Origin of the sequence: Brachybacterium phenoliresistens (assembly GCF_039530785.1) — a bacterium.
GTDB classification, from domain to species: domain Bacteria; phylum Actinomycetota; class Actinomycetes; order Actinomycetales; family Dermabacteraceae; genus Brachybacterium; species Brachybacterium phenoliresistens.
This window is the reverse complement of the sequence record NZ_BAAAOW010000008.1, coordinates 60,834-77,626: the sequence shown is the minus strand read 5'-3', so window position 1 is coordinate 77,626 and position 16,793 is coordinate 60,834. Positions and strand designations below refer to the sequence as shown.

General features: G+C 69.4%; 15 protein-coding genes. 5 read left to right on the top strand and 10 right to left on the bottom strand.

Going from position 1 to position 16,793, the window contains the following annotated elements; all coding sequences use genetic code 11:
* Positions 1 to 45: 45 nt before the first annotated feature.
* Positions 46 to 885 carry a nucleotidyltransferase family protein gene (locus ABD234_RS15350; RefSeq protein ID WP_344358038.1) on the top strand — a complete coding sequence of 280 codons (840 nt, stop codon included), beginning with the start codon at positions 46 to 48 and terminating at the stop codon, positions 883 to 885.
* Here the strand turns inward: ABD234_RS15350 and ABD234_RS15345 are convergent.
* From ABD234_RS15345 to ABD234_RS15335, 3 genes are all read right to left on the bottom strand, one after another.
* Positions 782 to 1,282 (bottom strand): VanZ family protein, encoded by a 501-nt coding sequence (locus ABD234_RS15345; RefSeq protein WP_344358036.1) that lies wholly within the window; start codon positions 1,280 to 1,282, stop codon positions 782 to 784. The two genes, ABD234_RS15350 and ABD234_RS15345, sit on opposite strands and share 104 nt — an antisense overlap.
* A gap of 53 nt (positions 1,283 to 1,335) precedes the next feature.
* Positions 1,336 to 2,889: a sugar transferase gene (locus ABD234_RS15340; protein WP_344358033.1), complete on the bottom strand. Its 1,554-nt coding sequence runs from the start codon at positions 2,887 to 2,889 to the stop codon at positions 1,336 to 1,338.
* 220 nt (positions 2,890 to 3,109) lie between these two features.
* Positions 3,110 to 4,693: a helix-turn-helix transcriptional regulator gene (locus ABD234_RS15335; RefSeq protein WP_344358031.1), complete on the bottom strand. Its 1,584-nt coding sequence runs from the start codon at positions 4,691 to 4,693 to the stop codon at positions 3,110 to 3,112.
* 493 nt (positions 4,694 to 5,186) lie between these two features.
* Between ABD234_RS15335 and ABD234_RS15330 the strand changes: the two genes are divergently transcribed.
* From ABD234_RS15330 to ABD234_RS15315, 4 genes are all read left to right on the top strand, one after another.
* Entirely contained in the window at positions 5,187 to 5,480 is a 294-nt protein-coding gene (locus ABD234_RS15330) for a hypothetical protein (RefSeq protein WP_344358028.1), read from the top strand.
* A gap of 207 nt (positions 5,481 to 5,687) precedes the next feature.
* Positions 5,688 to 6,695: a glycosyltransferase family 1 protein gene (locus ABD234_RS15325; RefSeq protein WP_344358026.1), complete on the top strand. Its 1,008-nt coding sequence runs from the start codon at positions 5,688 to 5,690 to the stop codon at positions 6,693 to 6,695.
* Positions 6,692 to 7,537, top strand: coding sequence for an alpha-1,2-fucosyltransferase (locus ABD234_RS15320; protein WP_344358023.1), 846 nt, complete (start codon positions 6,692 to 6,694; stop codon positions 7,535 to 7,537). Before ABD234_RS15325 ends, ABD234_RS15320 begins: the two co-directional genes overlap by 4 nt.
* The gene (locus tag ABD234_RS15315) at positions 7,501 to 8,523 is read left to right on the top strand and encodes a glycosyltransferase family 2 protein (RefSeq protein ID WP_344358019.1); all 1,023 of its coding nucleotides are present in this window, start codon (positions 7,501 to 7,503) and stop codon (positions 8,521 to 8,523) included. Before ABD234_RS15320 ends, ABD234_RS15315 begins: the two co-directional genes overlap by 37 nt.
* On the opposite strand, the gene ABD234_RS15310 is transcribed toward ABD234_RS15315, so the two are convergent.
* The 7 genes from ABD234_RS15310 to ABD234_RS15280 form a co-directional block, all read right to left on the bottom strand.
* Positions 8,420 to 9,652 (bottom strand): glycosyltransferase, encoded by a 1,233-nt coding sequence (locus tag ABD234_RS15310; protein WP_344358016.1) that lies wholly within the window; start codon positions 9,650 to 9,652, stop codon positions 8,420 to 8,422. The two genes, ABD234_RS15315 and ABD234_RS15310, sit on opposite strands and share 104 nt — an antisense overlap.
* On the bottom strand, positions 9,649 to 11,364 hold the full coding sequence (locus tag ABD234_RS15305) for an ABC transporter ATP-binding protein (RefSeq protein ID WP_344358014.1): 1,716 nt from the start codon (positions 11,362 to 11,364) through the stop codon (positions 9,649 to 9,651). Before ABD234_RS15305 ends, ABD234_RS15310 begins: the two co-directional genes overlap by 4 nt.
* A gap of 190 nt (positions 11,365 to 11,554) precedes the next feature.
* Positions 11,555 to 12,676, bottom strand: coding sequence for a glycosyltransferase (locus ABD234_RS15300; RefSeq protein ID WP_344358012.1), 1,122 nt, complete (start codon positions 12,674 to 12,676; stop codon positions 11,555 to 11,557).
* On the bottom strand, positions 12,676 to 13,626 hold the full coding sequence (locus ABD234_RS15295) for a glycosyltransferase family 2 protein (protein WP_051486649.1): 951 nt from the start codon (positions 13,624 to 13,626) through the stop codon (positions 12,676 to 12,678). The genes ABD234_RS15300 and ABD234_RS15295 overlap by 1 nt, the downstream gene beginning before the upstream one ends.
* A complete protein-coding gene (locus ABD234_RS15290; RefSeq protein ID WP_038371609.1) occupies positions 13,623 to 14,465 on the bottom strand; it encodes a hypothetical protein in 843 nt (280 codons plus the stop codon). The genes ABD234_RS15295 and ABD234_RS15290 overlap by 4 nt, the downstream gene beginning before the upstream one ends.
* Positions 14,462 to 15,511, bottom strand: a complete 1,050-nt coding sequence (locus ABD234_RS15285) for a glycosyltransferase family 4 protein (protein ID WP_051486648.1) — start codon at positions 15,509 to 15,511, stop codon at positions 14,462 to 14,464. Before ABD234_RS15285 ends, ABD234_RS15290 begins: the two co-directional genes overlap by 4 nt.
* A complete protein-coding gene (locus ABD234_RS15280; RefSeq protein ID WP_344358006.1) occupies positions 15,508 to 16,755 on the bottom strand; it encodes an ABC transporter permease in 1,248 nt (415 codons plus the stop codon). The genes ABD234_RS15285 and ABD234_RS15280 overlap by 4 nt, the downstream gene beginning before the upstream one ends.
* Positions 16,756 to 16,793 lie beyond the last annotated feature (38 nt).

Below are 16,793 nucleotides of genomic sequence, written 5' to 3'. Positions count from 1 at the left end.
CTCCCGACACCCCCGATCATGCCGTGAGTCTCTAGAGTGGGCCGCATGGAACCCTCCACGGCCCAGGTGCCGGCGCTGACGCGGCTGCGGCTCGCGCACGGCGTCCTCGAGCACCTCGCCCGGGAGGCGCAGGTGCCCATCCTGCACGTCAAGGGCGTGGCCCTGCATCCCGTGCTCGCCGAGGGCCGCCGCCCGTCGACGGACTGCGATCTGCTGGTGCACCCGGCGCACGTCGACACGCTGGTCCCGGCGCTGGTGGCCGCCGGCTGGGGACAGGTCACGAGCTTCCGCCACGGCAGCGTGTTCGCCCATGCGGCGACCTTCCACCATCCCGTGTGGGGCACGGTCGACGTGCACCGTTCCTTCCCGGGGCTGGACCGCGACCCGGAGGAGACCTTCGCGCTGATGTGGGCGGGCGCGCATGCCGTCGACCTGGGCGGGGCCTCCTGCGCGGTGCCGGATCTGCTGGCCCAGCGCCTGCTGCTGCTCGTGCATGCGGCTCGCGACGCCTCCGGTCATGCCCGTCACGACGTGCGGGTCTGCTGGACGGAGGCCGATGCCGCGGAGCGGGAGCGGCTGGATGCGCTGGCCGCCCGCCTGGGGGCGACGGTGCCGCTGGTCATCGCGACCGGCCGTCCGGAGCTGGCCCGCGGGCTGCCGGGCGAGCACATCTGGAGCGCTCTGCATGCCCGGGCCGATTCCCGGGGGATCCGCCGGGCGCGCTGGCGCGACGCCGCGGGCGTGCGGGAGCGGGCGGCCCTGCTGCTGGATGCGGCGCGTGTCAATCCCGATCATCTGGCGCTCCGGCTGGGGCATCGGCCGAGCCGCGCGGAGATGCGGCGGGAGTGGTTCGACCGCCTGGGGCGGGCGCTGCGCCGCCGCTGACCCGGCGATGGATGGCCCGGCCCAGCCAGACGCCGAGCACCGCCCCGGCGGTGTTGGCGAGGACGTCGAGCACATCGGCCTGCCGGGTGCCCAGGCCCAGCTGGTACAGCTCCACGCCGATGCTCAGCGCCGATGCCGGCAGCACCCACCACCAGCGGGGGACGAGCACGGCGAGCGCCGCCAGCAGCGGCACGAACAGGGCCACATTGGCCAGGACGGCGAAGACTTCGGGCGTGATCACGCTGCGGCCCCCGGTCACGGAGGTCACCGCGTACCAGATCCGAACGTTCGCCCGGTTCACGGCCCAGCCGTCGGCCGTGAGCAGGAGCGCGCCCGCGCCAATCGGGTAGAGGGCGAGAACGGACGCGGCGACCACGAGCAGGACGGGGCGGCGCACGCCCCTCCCCGATGCCGAGCCCCCGGGGGCGACGTCCGGGGACGCGGCGAGCATCAGTAGGCGCCGGAGGACGAGGCCACGGCCCGCAGGGTGCGGGCGAGGATCTGCACGTCCTGCGTGAAGGACCAGTTGTCCACGTAGTACAGGTCCAGGCGCACGGTGTCCTCCCAGGAGAGGTCGCTGCGCCCGGACACCTGCCACAGGCCGGTGATCCCGGGCCGCACGCTGTGGCGGCGGTGGGCGTCCTCGGAGTAGCCGTGGACCTCCCGCGGGAGCGCGGGGCGCGGGCCGACCAGGCTCATGTCCCCGCGCAGCACGTTCCACAGCTGCGGCAGCTCGTCCAGGGAGTAGCGGCGCAGGAAGCGGCCGGGCCGGGTGATGCGCGGGTCGTGCTTCATCTTGAACATGACGGCGTTGCCGCGGTCCTGGACCGCGCGCTCGGTCATCTCCACGAGGATCGCCTCGGCGTCGGTGACCATGGTGCGGAACTTGAGGAACTCGAACTGCTCGCCGTCGCGTCCCACCCGCTGCTGGCGGAAGATCACGGGCCCGCCGTCGGCGGAGCGAACCGCCAGGGCGATCGCGGCCAGCAGCGGGGACAGCAGGATCAGCAGGGCGCCGGAGGCCAGCACGTCCACGGCGCGCTTGGTCCACTTCACGGCGTGGCGGGCGCGCGGCAGGTCCATGTGCACCAGCGGCAGGCCGGCCACGGGGCGCATGCGCACGCGGTCGGCGGAGATCTCCGTCAGCGCCGGCACGACGATCACCCGGACCTCGGCGTCCTCGAGCTTCCACGCCGTGCGCCGGAACTCCTCGGCGCTCGCGCTGGACCCGGCGGTGAACAGAAGCACGTGCGGGCGCACCTCGTCGGCGATGCTCAGCAGATCCGCCTCGGTGCCGAGGACCGGGATCCCCAGCGCGGAGGCCGTGGACCGGTCCCCGGGCGGCGTCACCGCGCCGACGATGTCGTAGCCCAGCCAGGTCTCGCGGCCGATCGTGCGGGCGATCCCGTCGACATGGCGCAGGTCCCCGACGGCGATGACGCCCTCGCGGAAGTGCCCGCGGGCCCGCACCGCGTTGAGGATGCGGCGCAGCAGCAGGCGGTTCAGCAGCAGCAGGAGAGGCCCGATCACGAAGAACGCCAGGAAGAACCCGCGGGAGAGCTCGATGCTCGCGAGGTAGACGACGCTGCCCACGATCCCGGCCGCGGCGAGGCTCGCGTGCAGCACGTTGCCGAACAGCTCGGGACCCGCCGGCAGCAGGCGCGGGTCGTACCCGCTGAACAGGACGATGGCGACCAGCCAGCCCAGGGCGATGAGGACGGCCGCGTCCCACAGGTTCTCGGTGAGGTCGCCGGCGCGGCCCAGCACCGCCTGGCGCAGCATGTAGGCCGTGAGCGCCGCGATCACCAGGCACAGCACGTCGGCGATAACCATCGCCGCGATGCTGCCGCGTCGCAGGGCGCGGCTGGAGCCGGCGGAGGCGATGCTGCGGCGCAGCGCGCTGCGCGCCTCTGTCGCGCTCGCAGCATGCGGCGTCGCGTCGGCGGCGTGCGGCGTCGAGCCGGCGGTGCGCCGCGTCGTCGGCGCAGAGATGTCCGTGGTCAAGATGGTGGTCCCCCTGTGGTCCTTCCCGGCTCGCGCGAGCCTCCCCACATGCCCGCGCCCCGGTGCGGCGCTGTCCCGCCGACGATTCATGCTAGCCTCCCTCGCCCTGCCTGTCCCGGGGGACCGGCAGGTGATGGCCCTGCGCGTTGGAACTGTGACGACTTCGTGACGTGACGCGTCGGTAGGCTCACCTGCCGACGGTCGCGTCGGGACGGCGAGCTCAGGGCGGCGGGTGCAGGAGCGCGCCCCGATGCTCGAAGAGCTCCTCCTTGGAGTGCACACCAAGCTTGCGGTAGATGTCGCGCAGGCGGGTCTTGACGGTGTGCGGGGACAAGTACATCCGCTGGGCGACCGAGGCGATGGTGTCGTCGGCCCGCAGGGTCGCCACCAGGTCGCGCTCGGCCCGGCTGAGATGCGCGGGGTCCGGACGGCTGAAGGGGCCGGACCCCACGGGGCGCGGAGTCTCCCCGTCGGGGGCGGAGGCCGCGGCGGCCTCGGCCGGGAGCAGGGACAGCTCGAGGTCGCCGGCACGGGCCATGACCGCCCTCCACAGATCGTGGTCCTCAGCGGCGGGCGCCTGCCGGGGCAGCCGGGCATGCCGCCGCAGCAGACGCAGGACGTCCAGCTCCGGCGAGCTCAGCGGATGGAAGCGGCCGGTCCTCTCGAGCAGCCGGTCCAGCCCGGCATCATCACCGGTCAGGTGCAGCAGGCGGGCCCGGGAGGCGAGGACCTGCGAGGTCGGCACGCCGCGCTCCGCCTCGTCGAGCACGGCCGCGGCCTCGCTGTCGGCATGGCAGGCCTGGAGGAGGTCCGCGAGGTCGGCCCGCAGCAGGCTGCCCGCGTAGGAGGTCGGGCCGACGGAGGGGAAGTGCTCCTCCAGCCCGCGCCGGAGCAGGTGGGCCTCCCGGTCGCGGTCGCCGCGGCGCAGGGCGATCCCCGCCCGCAGGTGCAGCGGCACCCACCAGTACTGCCCGAGCGCGTCCGCGTCCCCGCCCTCGGGCCCGAGGCCGATGCGCTCGAGGGACTCCTGAGCGGCGTGGAGGTCGCCCGCCGCCAGGGAGCGCAGGCCGCGGGCGAGCACGGCGACGCAGGTCCAGATCCACAACAGGGAGCTGCGGGCGCCGCGCGGATGCACGGGGGCGATGCGCCGACGCGCCTCGTGGGGGCAGCCGTCGGCCCGCAGCGCCCGGACGAGCTCGACGAAGGACTCGGCGTGCTCGTGGGCGGGATGGGAGCCGGCCTCCGCCCAGCGCGCGGCCGACCGGTAGGAGCCGACCGCGGCGTCCAGGCTGCCGGCCTGCAGGTGGGCCGAGCCCACGCCGATCAGCACGGCGGGCAGGAAGTCCTGGATCCCGGAGCGGTCGGGGGCGGAGTTCAGCTCCACCGTCAGCTCCTCCGCCGTGCGCACGGCGAGATCGTGGCGGCCGTCGAAGGTCTGCTGCTGGAGCCGCAGCAGGAGCATCCCGAGCCGGTCCCGCAGCCCGGGCGAGGTAGTCTGTGCGTACCAGCGTCCGAACTGGACGGAGGCGTGCACGGGCACGGGCGCGTCCGCGTGCAGGAACGTCCGCGCCAGGGCGTTGCGGGCGCCGAGCGGATCGGGCCGGGAGGGCATCGCGGCGAGGAGCTCCTCGAGCGCGTCGGGGACCAGCAGGCAGGCCGCGAAGTAGGAGGTGTCCAGGAAGCCGGCGAGGCGGTCCTCGGCGGTGCTCTCGCGGATCTCCTCGATCTCGGCGAGGAGTCGTGCAGCCCGGCCCCGGGAGTCGTCCATGCCCAGGGCCGGGCTGGTATGGGTTCGGGTCTCCATGGGCTCCTCCGTGGTGCGTCAGGCGCGACCAGGAGCGCGGAAGGCACCGCACCCCACGGGGCACGGGACGTGCTGTGCAGCGTCCGTGCAGTGGTGATCCCGTCCCTGGTCCGTTCAAGGATCGTGCACGTGCGCTGCCATCTCCGGACCGAGGCCCGGTCTCGCGGATCGGGCGGTGTTCGCGGTCCCCCCACAGGACCACTCCCGGTGTCCGGTCCTCGCCTGCCGTGCGCTGCGCGTCTCCCCGCGGTGACCGGCATGGACGATGCACCCATTGAACCACCGCCACCCCCGGCGACACGGAGGAAACCGGAGAATCGGACACTCCGGAGGTCACGGTTCGGACACGGCCCGGCGGGTGCTCGGGGGGTACTTCGGGGGTACTTCTCCTGCGCAGCAGGAGAGGCTGTCGCGGGCGGGCCCGGGCGCGCTAATGTTCGGTGATTGAAATCTGCCGCAGTGCGGCAGTGCAGTTCCATCCACGGACCAGGGGATGACCATGCTGTACACCACGACCATCATCACCAGCGCCGAGCAGGCGGAGGCTCTGCCGCTGGGGACCATCGCCGCATCCGACGAGCCGGTCGAGGACGCCTTCCTCGCCGTGCTGCGCTCCATCAAGGGCGAGCGCGTGTGGGAATCCGTCGACGCGGGCATGCAGGGGGACGCCGACATGGTCGGCTGGATCGCGCTTGTCCCGGCACAGGAAGCCGCTCGCGCCGCCGGCAGGACGGTGCGCCACGCGCTGCAGTCGGTGGCCCAGGCCGCGTACCCGCAGGCGGGGTGATGGGCCGCGAGGCCCGCGCCCCTCGACAGAGGACCGACCTCGACCGCGCACGGGGAGAAGGAGCACGGTGCCGCACGGACGGAAGGGAGGAGCATTCCGTCCGGCCGAGCAGTGTCGCCACCGTAGGATCGGCTTCGAGAAAGGCGTGAGCGCGTCGGAGACCGGGCAGACGGGGGAACACATGCATCCACGATTCCTGGTGGGCTGATGGCACGGCTCGATGTGCTGTACATCCGCGCCGGCGGGACCGGATGGGGCCCGGTCGACGAGCTCGCCCACCTGACGGCGAGACTGCTGGACGGGACCTTGACGACGATCGACGATCGTGGCGAGGTCTCCATGCTCCGCAAGGCCGCCGCATCGGTCCCCAGTCCCCGTCGGGGAGACCGAGTGCTGCTCGTGCTGGCCGCGTCACCTGCGCACCTCGCCTATGCAGCGCGACGAGAGCAGTGGTTCCCCGGCTACCGGACCACCGTCGCCTGGGTGATCGATTCCTTCTGGAGCGACCGCATCTCCCGCTTCGCCCGGCGTCGAGGCCACTTCGACCACATCGCCATCACCGATCCTGACCTCCTGGAAGAGTGGTCCTCTGCGACCGGCGCGGACGTCCACCTCCTCCCGTGGGGCGCGGACACCCTCGCCGCAGGCGCGATACCTCCAGATCGGCCGGTGGACCTGGTCAGGATCGGCCGACAGCCCCCGGCATGGGACGACGACGACCGGACTATCGCCATGGCGCGCGAGTACGGCCTGGTCGTCGAGGGACGCCCGTCTTTCCACGCCGATGTTCGGGAGAACCAGTCCGCGGTCCGCCATGCGCTCAAGCGCGCCAAGTTCGCTCTCGCCTTCTCGAACCTGGTCAGCCCGGCGCCCTACACGCACCCCACGCGCGAATACATCACCGGCCGATGGACGGACTCTTTGGCCGCAGGAACGACCGTGGCGGGTGTCGCGCCCTCCGCCGCGGCAACCACGCTATGGCCGCGGGCGACCGTGACCCTGGACCCCTCCGACCTGCGCACAGGGCTGGAGCAGCTTCGCCGCCAGGTGGATGACTGGACGCCGGCCATCGCAGCAGAACAGAATCGAGCAGCGCGGCTGCGGCTGGACTGGCGGTGGCGCCTGAAAGTGATCACCTCGCTGCTCGACGTCGACGAGAGCCCTGCCCTGCGGGCGGAGCTGGAACAACTGGGCTCGTCCGAGGAGAACGCATGATCGTGAGGACGATGGAGAATCTCGCGCGCCGCGGTCTCGACGTGATCCGTGCGCGTCCCGGAGCGCGGGAGGTGCAGGATTCCGCAGACCATCTGCGCGGCGGCAACCACCTGTATCTCTGGCAGTGGGCGTTCCTCGAGCGCAAGATAGGACACCGTGCCTATGTCAAACGGTCCACGTCCATGTCCGAGTGGACCCAAGAGTTCGCGCTCTTGGACGCTCTCACCATCGATCCCGGGGACATCCGCAGATTCGACGCCCGGTCATTCGGGACACGGTTCACCTTCGACCTCGACTTCACCAGGGACCAGAACGACGCCTTCTGCCGTGCCATGGTCGCCTCGAGCGACGGGTTCCGTGAGCGGCTGGAACGGACAAAGGATCTCATGGACGAGGACACCTGCGTCATCAACGTGCGCCGCGGGGACTATTACTCGGTCGACGCCTTCGCACGGCGGTTCGGCATCGACATACCCCACCACATCGACGAGGCCCTCGCCCACCTGGAGGCGATGGGAAGACCTACCGAGGACCTGCTCATCGTCTCCGACGACGTCGACTGGTGCCGGAGGGAGCTGGCAGGCGTCGTGGCCGGTCGGATGCGGGTGAACCCAGCGCGCGTCTCGATGTTCGATGACCTGGCTGTCCTCGCGTCCGCCCGCACCCTCGTGCTCGCGAACTCGACGTTCTCGTACTGGGGCAGCTACATCGCACGCTCCCGGATCCCTGATCACCTCGCGATCGCCCCATCCCACCACGAGCTGCTCGCCGACGGGACAGCCATCGCCCCCATGAACGATCCGCTGTGGCCACGCACCTCGTACAGGCGGTGGCATCCATGACGTCCGCGCTGGACCGGGCACGGCAGATGAAGCACCGTGCCTTCGTGCTCCGTCGGGGGCTCGCGGCCGCTTCGGCCGGCGCATGCTTCCGCATGGCGCGCCGGTCCACAGTGCGCCGAGCCGCGGCCGCGATGGACTTGCCCCGACTCCCCCATACGCCGGGAACGATCTGGGCCGTCATGATGGTCCGCGACGAATCCGACGTCATCGAGGAGACGATCGGGCAGCTGCTCGCCGAAGGGGTCGAGAACGTGCTCGTCGCCGACAACGGCTCCACGGACGGGACGCGTGACCTGCTCGGCACCCTCTCTCGGGACTCCCGGATCCACGTCGGCGACGACCTGTGGACCGCGTACGAGCAGTCCGCGAAGATGACCGTCCTCGCCGACGCCGCACGGCGCGCCGGTGCCACCTGGGTGCTGCCGGTCGACGCCGATGAGCGCTGGATGGGTAAGACCGGGACCATCGCAGAGCAGCTGCGCGCAGCGACGAGGCCGATCCTGCAGGCGGAGCTCGTGAACGTCTTCCCCTCACCGGAAGGCGACGGGACGTGGCGCCTGGACCCCGTTCCCCATCACGACCCCAAGGTCGCTTTCATGGCATCCCGCGGCGCCGTGGTCGCGATGGGGAACCACCGCGCTCTGCGGTTCGGGGACATCGACGGCGGCCTCGGCATCGTCCACCTCCCCTGGCGGTCTCCCGAGCAGCTGAGGCGGAAGGTCCAGCAGGGCGCGACCGCACTGGGAGAAGCACGGGTCGGAAAGAACGCGGGCTGGCACTGGCGCCGTCTCGGGATCATGGACGACGCACAGCTCGCCGCCGTCTGGAATCAGATCCTGCGGGGCGAGCCTGTGCCGGAGAACGCCTGGCAACCGGGCCCCGTCACGGTCCCTTTCGCTCTGTCTCCGCACCTCTCCTGGAACCGCGTCGAGCAGGCTCGCCGCGAAGCACGCGAAGAACCGCCCTCTTCCCGAGCGGGGATTTGAGTCGTTCCGGGCTCCCCGTGGGCAGCGGCTGGACCACACGTCCGCTCGGCAGACCGGCGAGCGCGACCGGCGGATCGATCGGTTCCCGCAGCCGGAGCGTTTCGAGAGCAGCGAGCAGTCCCTGCGCCGCACCGACGGCGTCATGCTCCTGCACGGCGATCGCCGCCGAACGTCCGATGCGCCGCCGTCGTCGCGGATCCACCAGAAGGTCTTCGAGCGGTTCGATCCACGCCTCCGGCTCTCGCCCATCGACCAGGACTCCGTCCACGCCGTCACGCACAGTCGTTCTGTACGGCAGCGTGGCCTGGGCGAGCGTCGGCACGCCCACAGCCGAGGCCTCCAGCCATTTAAGCGGAGACTTCGTGTCGGCGATGACATCGGAATCCGAGTTCGGTGCCAGGATCAGGTCCATCTGCCGCATCCAGGCCGGGAGATCCCGCCAATCCATGAACGGCACTCGGTGGAGAGACCGCCCGAGTGCTCCCAGGGAGCTCGGGATCGAATGAGCACCGAAAGCCCAGAAGTGGGCCCGGTGCCGACCGATGACCTCTGTGATGACGGGGGTCAGCCTCTCGAGGCTGGTGCCGTGCGTCCCTGAGCCGTCGAAGAGTGCGATACGTGGGGGGCCCGGGATACGAGGTTGCCGTCGCGCACGGCGCGAGAGCTCAAGAAGCTCAGGGTGCAGGCGATTCGCGACGGCGACGCTCGGCACACCCGTCTGTTCCTGGGCGAGGCCGGCAATCGTCGGCGTCGACCCCAGGAATCGTCCGCACAGCGCGATCGAGGCCCTGTATCTGCTGCTCATCGCCTGCCATGTCTCATCCACAGGCGAGTGGACATCGTCGAAGAGCGCATCGTCGATGTCGAAGGCGAGCAGCGTCTCCGGGTTCTGCTCGCGGGTCGTGCTCAAAGAAGCCGCCAGCTCCACGGTCGCAGGAGCGCGGAACACCACGGCCGCGTCGACATCGCGAAGACGAGCGGGAAGCCGGGGATCTGCCGCATCCGCGACAGATACTTCGATACCGAGCTCGGTCAGTCCCGACAGGGGCGTCTGGACTCGGTAGCGGAGCGGGGCGCCACCGTTCGTATCGACCACGAAGGCGACACGCGTCGGCCACGTGCTGATCACGGCTTCTCGTCCGCTCCGGCGGTTCCGAGGTCACCCAACTCGACGAGGCGGGCGAAACCTCTGCTGGTGCGGCGGAGCTCGTCGAAAGCCCCGATGCCAGCGACCCCTCCGTTCTCCAGGAAGACCACGCGGTCGACGTTCTTGATCGTCGACAGGCGATGCGCCACCACGATGACGGTGCACTCCCCCTTGAGCGCGTCGATCGTCGCCGTGATGCGCCGCTCGGTCTCATTGTCGAGCGCAGAAGTCGCCTCGTCCAGGACCAGCAGACTGGGCCGCCGGTACAAGGCACGAGCGATGCCGAGCCGTTGCCGCTGCCCGCCGGAGAGCCGCGCCCCCCAGTCCCCCACGTCCCCGTCCAGGCCGCCGGGCAACGTGTCGACGACATCCTGGAGCTGGGCCTTCATGATCGCGTCCCGCAGGCGGTCCTCATCCGCTTCCTCCACCGGAACGTCGAACAGCACGTTCTTGCGCACGGTGTCCTCTGCGATGAAGACGTCCTGGGACACCATGGCGCAGTGCCTTTGCCACGCCGATTCACGCCCGGTGATGTCCGCTCCGTCGATGAGGACACGGCCAGAGGTCGGGCGGAGGAGGCCGAGCACGACGTCCACTGCCGTGGTCTTCCCCGCCCCGGAGGCGCCGACGAAGGCGATGGACCCACCGAAGGGGATGGTGAGGTCGATGCCGCGCAGCACGTCGTCCTCAGCCCCGGGGTATCCGAACTGGACCCGGTCGAGCACGATGCTCTGCGAGAAGTCGATGTCCGAAGTCGCCTTCTGTCCGCTTTCTGTCGCCTCCCGGGACCTGGCGAGCTCGTCGCTCACGAGAACGATCGATGCCCGGCCGACTCGGAACGCGTTCACGGCCCCCACCAGCGAGGAGATGTTCGGCAGGAGCCGGAAGCCCGCCGCGACGAAGAGAGCGAGCGATCCGATCGCCGTGACGGCGCTCGCGGTGAGGAAGCTGTACAGGAGAAGCCCGCCCACTCCGAGGATGAAAAGGATCTCAAGCAGGTACCGGGTGATGGAGCTGAAGAAATTCCCTTCGCGCGCCGCGAACTCCGACTGCCGAAGGCCCTTCGCGAAGCGATCTACGAAGAATCCGGAGGAGCCCCGGAGCTTCACCTCCTTGAACCCTTGCAGCCCTTGCAGCCCCGCGATCGTGGCTTCCTTCGAACCTTCCATGATGTCATCGCCGACGCGCTGGATCCTCGGGCGCACGAGGCGCAGGTAGGCCAGGGCAGCGAGGCTGAAGTACACGAGCGCAAGGATCGCCTGGACCGGTGTGGTGGCGAGCAGAGCGATCAAGATCGCGAGGACCGTCAGCCCGGTCGAGATGAGGGTGACCAGGGCGTTCACCGCTGCGAACATCTGTCCGACGGCAGTGTTCATGACGCGGAGGGACTCGGCCACGCTGCGGTGACGGAACGCGACGAAGGATTCCCGCATGATGCCGCGGAAGATCTCCGTGGAGAACGCGACCCGTCGCGACGTCGTGAACCCCGTCTGCCACCAGGAGAATGCGACCGCCAGGATGTCCTTGAGGATAAACAACGCGACGACGACCGCGACGAGCGCCACGCCCAGATGCTCCCGGCTCGGGCGGCCCAGGATCCGCCAGATCTCCCCGACCACCCCCTCGTCCAGCGGGGCACCGGTCGCGAGACTCACCAGAGGGAGCACCGTGACGATGGCGACCGTCTCGAGCACCGCCAGAACCCCCGACACGACTGCGGCGATACCGAGACGCAGCTTCGTAGGCCGGTCCAGGACTGAGAGGAGAAGTCGGAGCGTGGACGTGCCCTCGGCTGTCGACCCGTTTCTCGCTCGATCGGTCACGTCCGCTTCCGCCCTCTCATCTGCTGGCAGGTCTCCCCCGTCAACTGTCGTCTCGTCCTGATCATTGCGCCGGATTCAACAGCTCGTCGACCGTGGACCGCAGTCGGGTGATGAACCGATCCTCGGAGAAGGTGCCGGCATGGTTGCTGATGCTCGCTGCGTCCCACAGGCGCTCATCCGATCGTTCGACGCACGAGCGGATGTCCTCCGACTGCGGTCGCTCGAAGAAGAGACCACTGACGCCGTCCAGCACCGTATCGAGATAGCCACCGGCACGCAGGGCGATGGTCGGCACGCCGTGCGCTCCTGCCTCGAGCGGAGTCAGCCCGAAGTCCTCGTGGCTCGCCGCCACCAGCGCCCGGGCATGCGCATAGGCCCAGCGAATCTGCGCATCGGAGAGCCCCTCGACCAGGCGCACGTTCGAGGGTGCGAGGTCGCGCAGCCGCTCGCCCTCGGGTCCGCGCCCGATCACGAGCAGTCGTCTCCCCGGCATCGCCCGGAACGCCTCGATGACCTGGTCGACGTGCTTGTACGGCTGCAGCCGGGAGACGACGAGATAGTGCCCTCCCAACTCGCCCGTCCACCCTGCGAGCTCCGGGATCTCTTCCTGCGGCCCCTCCGCTGTGGCCGGACTGAACGGCGGGAAGAGCGTCGGGGCATCGATCCGGTACACGGACCGGATCCGCTGGCGGACCACCGAAGAATTGGCGAGATAGCGATCCGCCTCGAGAGCGGCATTGCGGTCCCAGATCTTCAGCACCGGCGCCAGGGCGCCCAGCGCCAGTCTCTTCGGATCGAACCGGGGTGCATCACCGAGGTAATCCTCCGGCAGGTACAGCCATCGCGCCGGCGAGTGGCAGTAGACGAGTCGTCGCCCGGACGTGGGGAACGCATGTGCCCACCCGGAGGAGCTCGCGATGACCAGATCGGCATCGATCATCATGCGCGACGCGGCAGGCGCCAGGAGCGGAAGGGCGAGCCGAGGGTCCCGCCGGAACGGGCCGATATTGTTCAGCGTACTCGTGCGGACGTCGACGTACTGGTACTCCGGATACGTCTGCTCCGGCGCGTAAAACAGTGTGTGGACCTCCGCCTGCGGAAATGCCTTGCAGATCGACAGGACGAGACGCTCGGCACCGCCGCGCTGGGTGAGGTAGTCATGGGCGATAGCGATCCGCGGCATCAGAAGACCTCCGTCGCGCGATTCGGGTGGCGGTACCCAGAGAGCGCTGATCCCTCGACGGCAAGCGCGACAAGCTTGCGTCCGATGCTCCGCGGGACATGCGGCAGAAGCTTGTCGATCGCAGCTCCGACTCGACGGGGTGCGATGAGCGTGGTGAGGTGCGAGACCACCCGGACACCGAGATTCCATGCGGACCAGGACGGCACAGCAGACGGGAGCACTCCGGTGCCGTGCTTTCTCTCGAAGATCCGGCGCGCTGCCGAGGAATGCGCAGCGCGACGCGCTCGGATCTCGGTTGTCACGGCAGCGACGCGGTGTCCGGTCTCCAGCTCGCGCACCAGGTCGACAGGGAATCCCGCAGCAGCGATGCGGAACCCGTAGTCCACGTCCTCCCAGCCGTAGAGCCGATAGTCGGGATCGTAAGCCCCCACGGTCTCCCACACTTGCCGAGGCACCGAGCAGTTCCCGGCCCAGTACCGCCAGGTCATGTCCGGGGGCGCTTGATAGGCGGCTCGACGGAATGCTGCGTCCGCGCTCCGGCCGTATGCCTCCGCGAATGCCGTCGGCTCATACTGGTTGAGGTAGAGCCCGACGACACCCCGAGGCCCGCTCCGGTGGGCATCGATGTGCGCCACGACGTAGTCGGGTTCCGGCAGGAGATCATCGTCGCACCGGATCAGAATCTCGCCCTGTGCGGCGTCGAAACCGGCGTTCAAGGCTGCGACCCTGCCCTGGTTCGTCGGGAAGAGGATCACGCGCGCGTCGAGGCGTTCTTCCCTCTCGACGATCTCCACCGATCCGTCGTCGATCCCGTCCACGACGACGATGACCTCGAAACGGGGACTCGCTGGCGCCTGCTCTGCGAGCCGATCGAGGAGCAGCGGCAGCCGTGCCGCTCCCTTGTAGGAGGGCACGATGATGCTCGCGGCAGGCACTGCCTCGGGGGTCACATCCCCTCCTTCCGGCGTGCTCTCTGCTCACGCACTGCAGTCACGATCGGCTTCAGATACGGCTTCGCCCGTCCGATGGCCTCCTGGCGAGCCGCGCGGGCGGCCAACTCGGCCCTTCCCATCGGACTGCGACGACGGACGCTGTAGCGGTCCAGAAGGTGGTCCGGGACGAGCTCATGACCGATCCCGAAGCGCTGCGCGAAGCGGGCGATCCCGAGCGCCTTGTCCCGGTGCCCGCAGAAGTGCATGACGGCGTTGTCGGTGAGCGAGGATTCGTAGTAGTGGCCGCGGGAGTTGAGGTCGCGGTGGGAGACGATCCGTGCTTCATGCAAGAGCCCGGACTCGTTGAGCGCCCACCACATCTGGTCCTGGTCTCCGCCGGTGAACACACCGTCACGGTCCTCGTCCCACCAGGAGCGCACCGTCTCGAGCGGAACCGAGGTCAGTCGTCGGAGAAGCTCCGTTCCGCGAGCATCGTTACGCAGCAGCACGACTCCGCTGTTGATCTTGGACCAGAATCCGTTCGGCTCGAGCGGTCCCTCGGCGATGACGAGGAACTCTCCGCTCTCCTCGGCCTGCCGCACCTGGTCACCGATCGTGTCCCTCTCGAAGTCGGTGAAGAATGCGTCGTCGTCGATCCACGCGATCCATGCGTACTTCGGGAGCACACGACGGAGGATCGCCGACTTGAAGAAGAACGGATTGGTGATGTCTCGGTCGAGACCGCACTCGAGCCGGTAGTCCAGCTGGTGCTCGTGCGCGAAGATCCGGTGGTTCACGTAGGACCGCAGCCGGATCTCGTCCGCGCCGGAGACGATGCAGATGTCCGAGTCGCTCATGCCTCACCTCGGTTGTCGGGAGTGTCAAGGGTGCGCAGGAGCGCGCGGACCCGCGCCGTGCCGGCCTGAGGGGAGAACTCACGTTCCCATCGACTGCGCGCGCGCTGCAACTGGGGCTCGGAGTGGTCGAGAACGTCGGCCGCCTCGGAGATCACCTGTGCGAGATGCTCGGGATCCCCCGCGCGTGCGATCCAGGGGTGGTCCGCACCGGCGACTTCGGGAAGCGCCCCGGCATCGCTGATGACGAAGGGACAGCCCACGGCCATGGCCTCAGCGACCACCAGTCCGAACGGCTCCGCCCAGACCGAGGGGAAGACGGCCAGATCGACGGCGTCGAAGAACGATCGCCTGTCGGTCCACCCGAGGTCCTCGACAGCCGGGCCGAGCCGTGCCAGCGAACTTCCGATCACCGCGTCGTCCTCCGCAGAGCCGAAACGGTTCTCCCCCGCGAGGACGAGCGTCGCATCGAAGCCGGTGTCCCGCAGTCGCGCGATCGCGTCCGCGAGGATATGGACCCCTTTGTCGCGCGTCAGGCGGCCGAGGAATCCGACACGCAGCGAATTCTTCCTGCGCGGTCGGTCCCTAACCGCAAGAGACTCCGTCCAGTTCGCGAGCACGACGCTTCCTCGGATGCGCCGTGCCATGTCCCGAGAGGGCACGAGCACCCTTCGCGCCCCGAACCGCCCCGCCTCGGCCGCTATGCGATGAGCTCCGTGCGGTGCGATGTGCAGATGCACCAGTCGCGGCCCCATCCCCGCCGTGGCGAACGAGGGCACCAGGCCGTTGCACCACAGAGGAAACCGGGGGTGAGCACGGCGCCACCGTCGCAGCGAGGCCATATAGCTGCGCCGGTCGCGCGCCTCGAGCTCCTGGACCGAGAACCCTCGGTCCCGTGCCGCAGCGACCAGCTCGGCCGGCGCCGCTGGACCGAGGACCAACGGCTCGAGGCCGATCTCGCGGACGGCGCGGGCGATGTTCAGCAGCATGACCTCGCCGCCGCCGATGTCACCGTTGTTTGCCGCGATCGCGACCGGGAAGGAGTTCACGTCTTCCTCCCCACACCGCTCTGCTGCTCGCGGATCGCTCCGTCCGCGACAAGGCGTGCCTGCAGCGCGAACGCCATGATGATCGCCCACTGCATCGTGAACAAGACCTCCCCCAGTCGCCACGCGCAGATCAGTGTGGCGATGGTCGCCGCTTGCGCGATGACTTCGTGGGACGTGAGCTTTCCGGCGAACGGGCGCAGGCCGATGGCCACCGTCATCCCCACGAGGAGCACCGCCCAGGGCCAGCCGCCCTCGACGAGTGTGGTCCAGTACGAATTGTGGAAGTACCAGGTGCTCCTGTCGGCATCGAAGTACACGTAGGCCTCGCCGAGTCCGTTCCCGAAGAATCCCGCCTGGCCGACCTTGATCTCGGATGCCGCGTCGATCCGTGATCTCAGCAGGTCGGAGCCTTCTCGCTCGGAGAAACGGCCGATCCGTGAGAAGTCCTCGGAAGCGACCACGACCGCCACCCAGATGAGCCCGCCGAGAAGCCACCGGCCGAGCAGGGGAAGCCGGGGAGCGATCAGCATCCACAGCGCGGCTGCGGCGTACGCGGTCATGGAAGTCCGCGAGTCCGTGAGATAGACGAGGACTCCAAATCCCAGGAACAGGAGCACGCGCGGCACAGGGCGGCTGCTGAGGCTGACCATCAGCACTCCCACGGCCGCATAGGCGAGACCCGCGACGTTCTTGTCCTCGAAGAACCCGGAGAGGACGCCCCCGTAGTGGTCCGGAGCGAATCCTGCATAGAAGGCCACCGCATTGACGGCCAGCCCCGCTCCGAACCCCGTGAGCGCCGAGCGCATGTGGATGCGTCCGGACGCCATGACGAACAGCAGGGCGGCAGTCAGCATCATCCGGATGATGCGACGTTTCCAGTCGGCGGCGAACTCCGTGGGATCGGAGAACATCGAGACCATGCCGATGTAGAACAGGCCGACCACCAGGAGAGGGATAAGGAACTGCATGCGCCCCAGGTCGAACTGCGGCTTGCGCGTCATCGCCAGGACCAGGATCGCGAGGATCACCAGGTAGTTGGCCGGGAGCGGCAGCCCGAACGAGGTCTCGAAGATCAGCGCGAAGAACAGCAGCAGCTCCGGGATCCGCAGCTGGCCCACACGGTGCAGCGAGGCGGACAGGCCGCCTGAAGCTGAGTCGGCACTCGGACCGCTGGTCGTTGCGGCCCGGCCGGGATGCCGCGATGGGCTTCCCCCACGGAGACGAGCGCGGCGCGGCGTGGTCATGGCATCTCCTCGAAGGGTCGAGCTCGCCACTGCAGCGC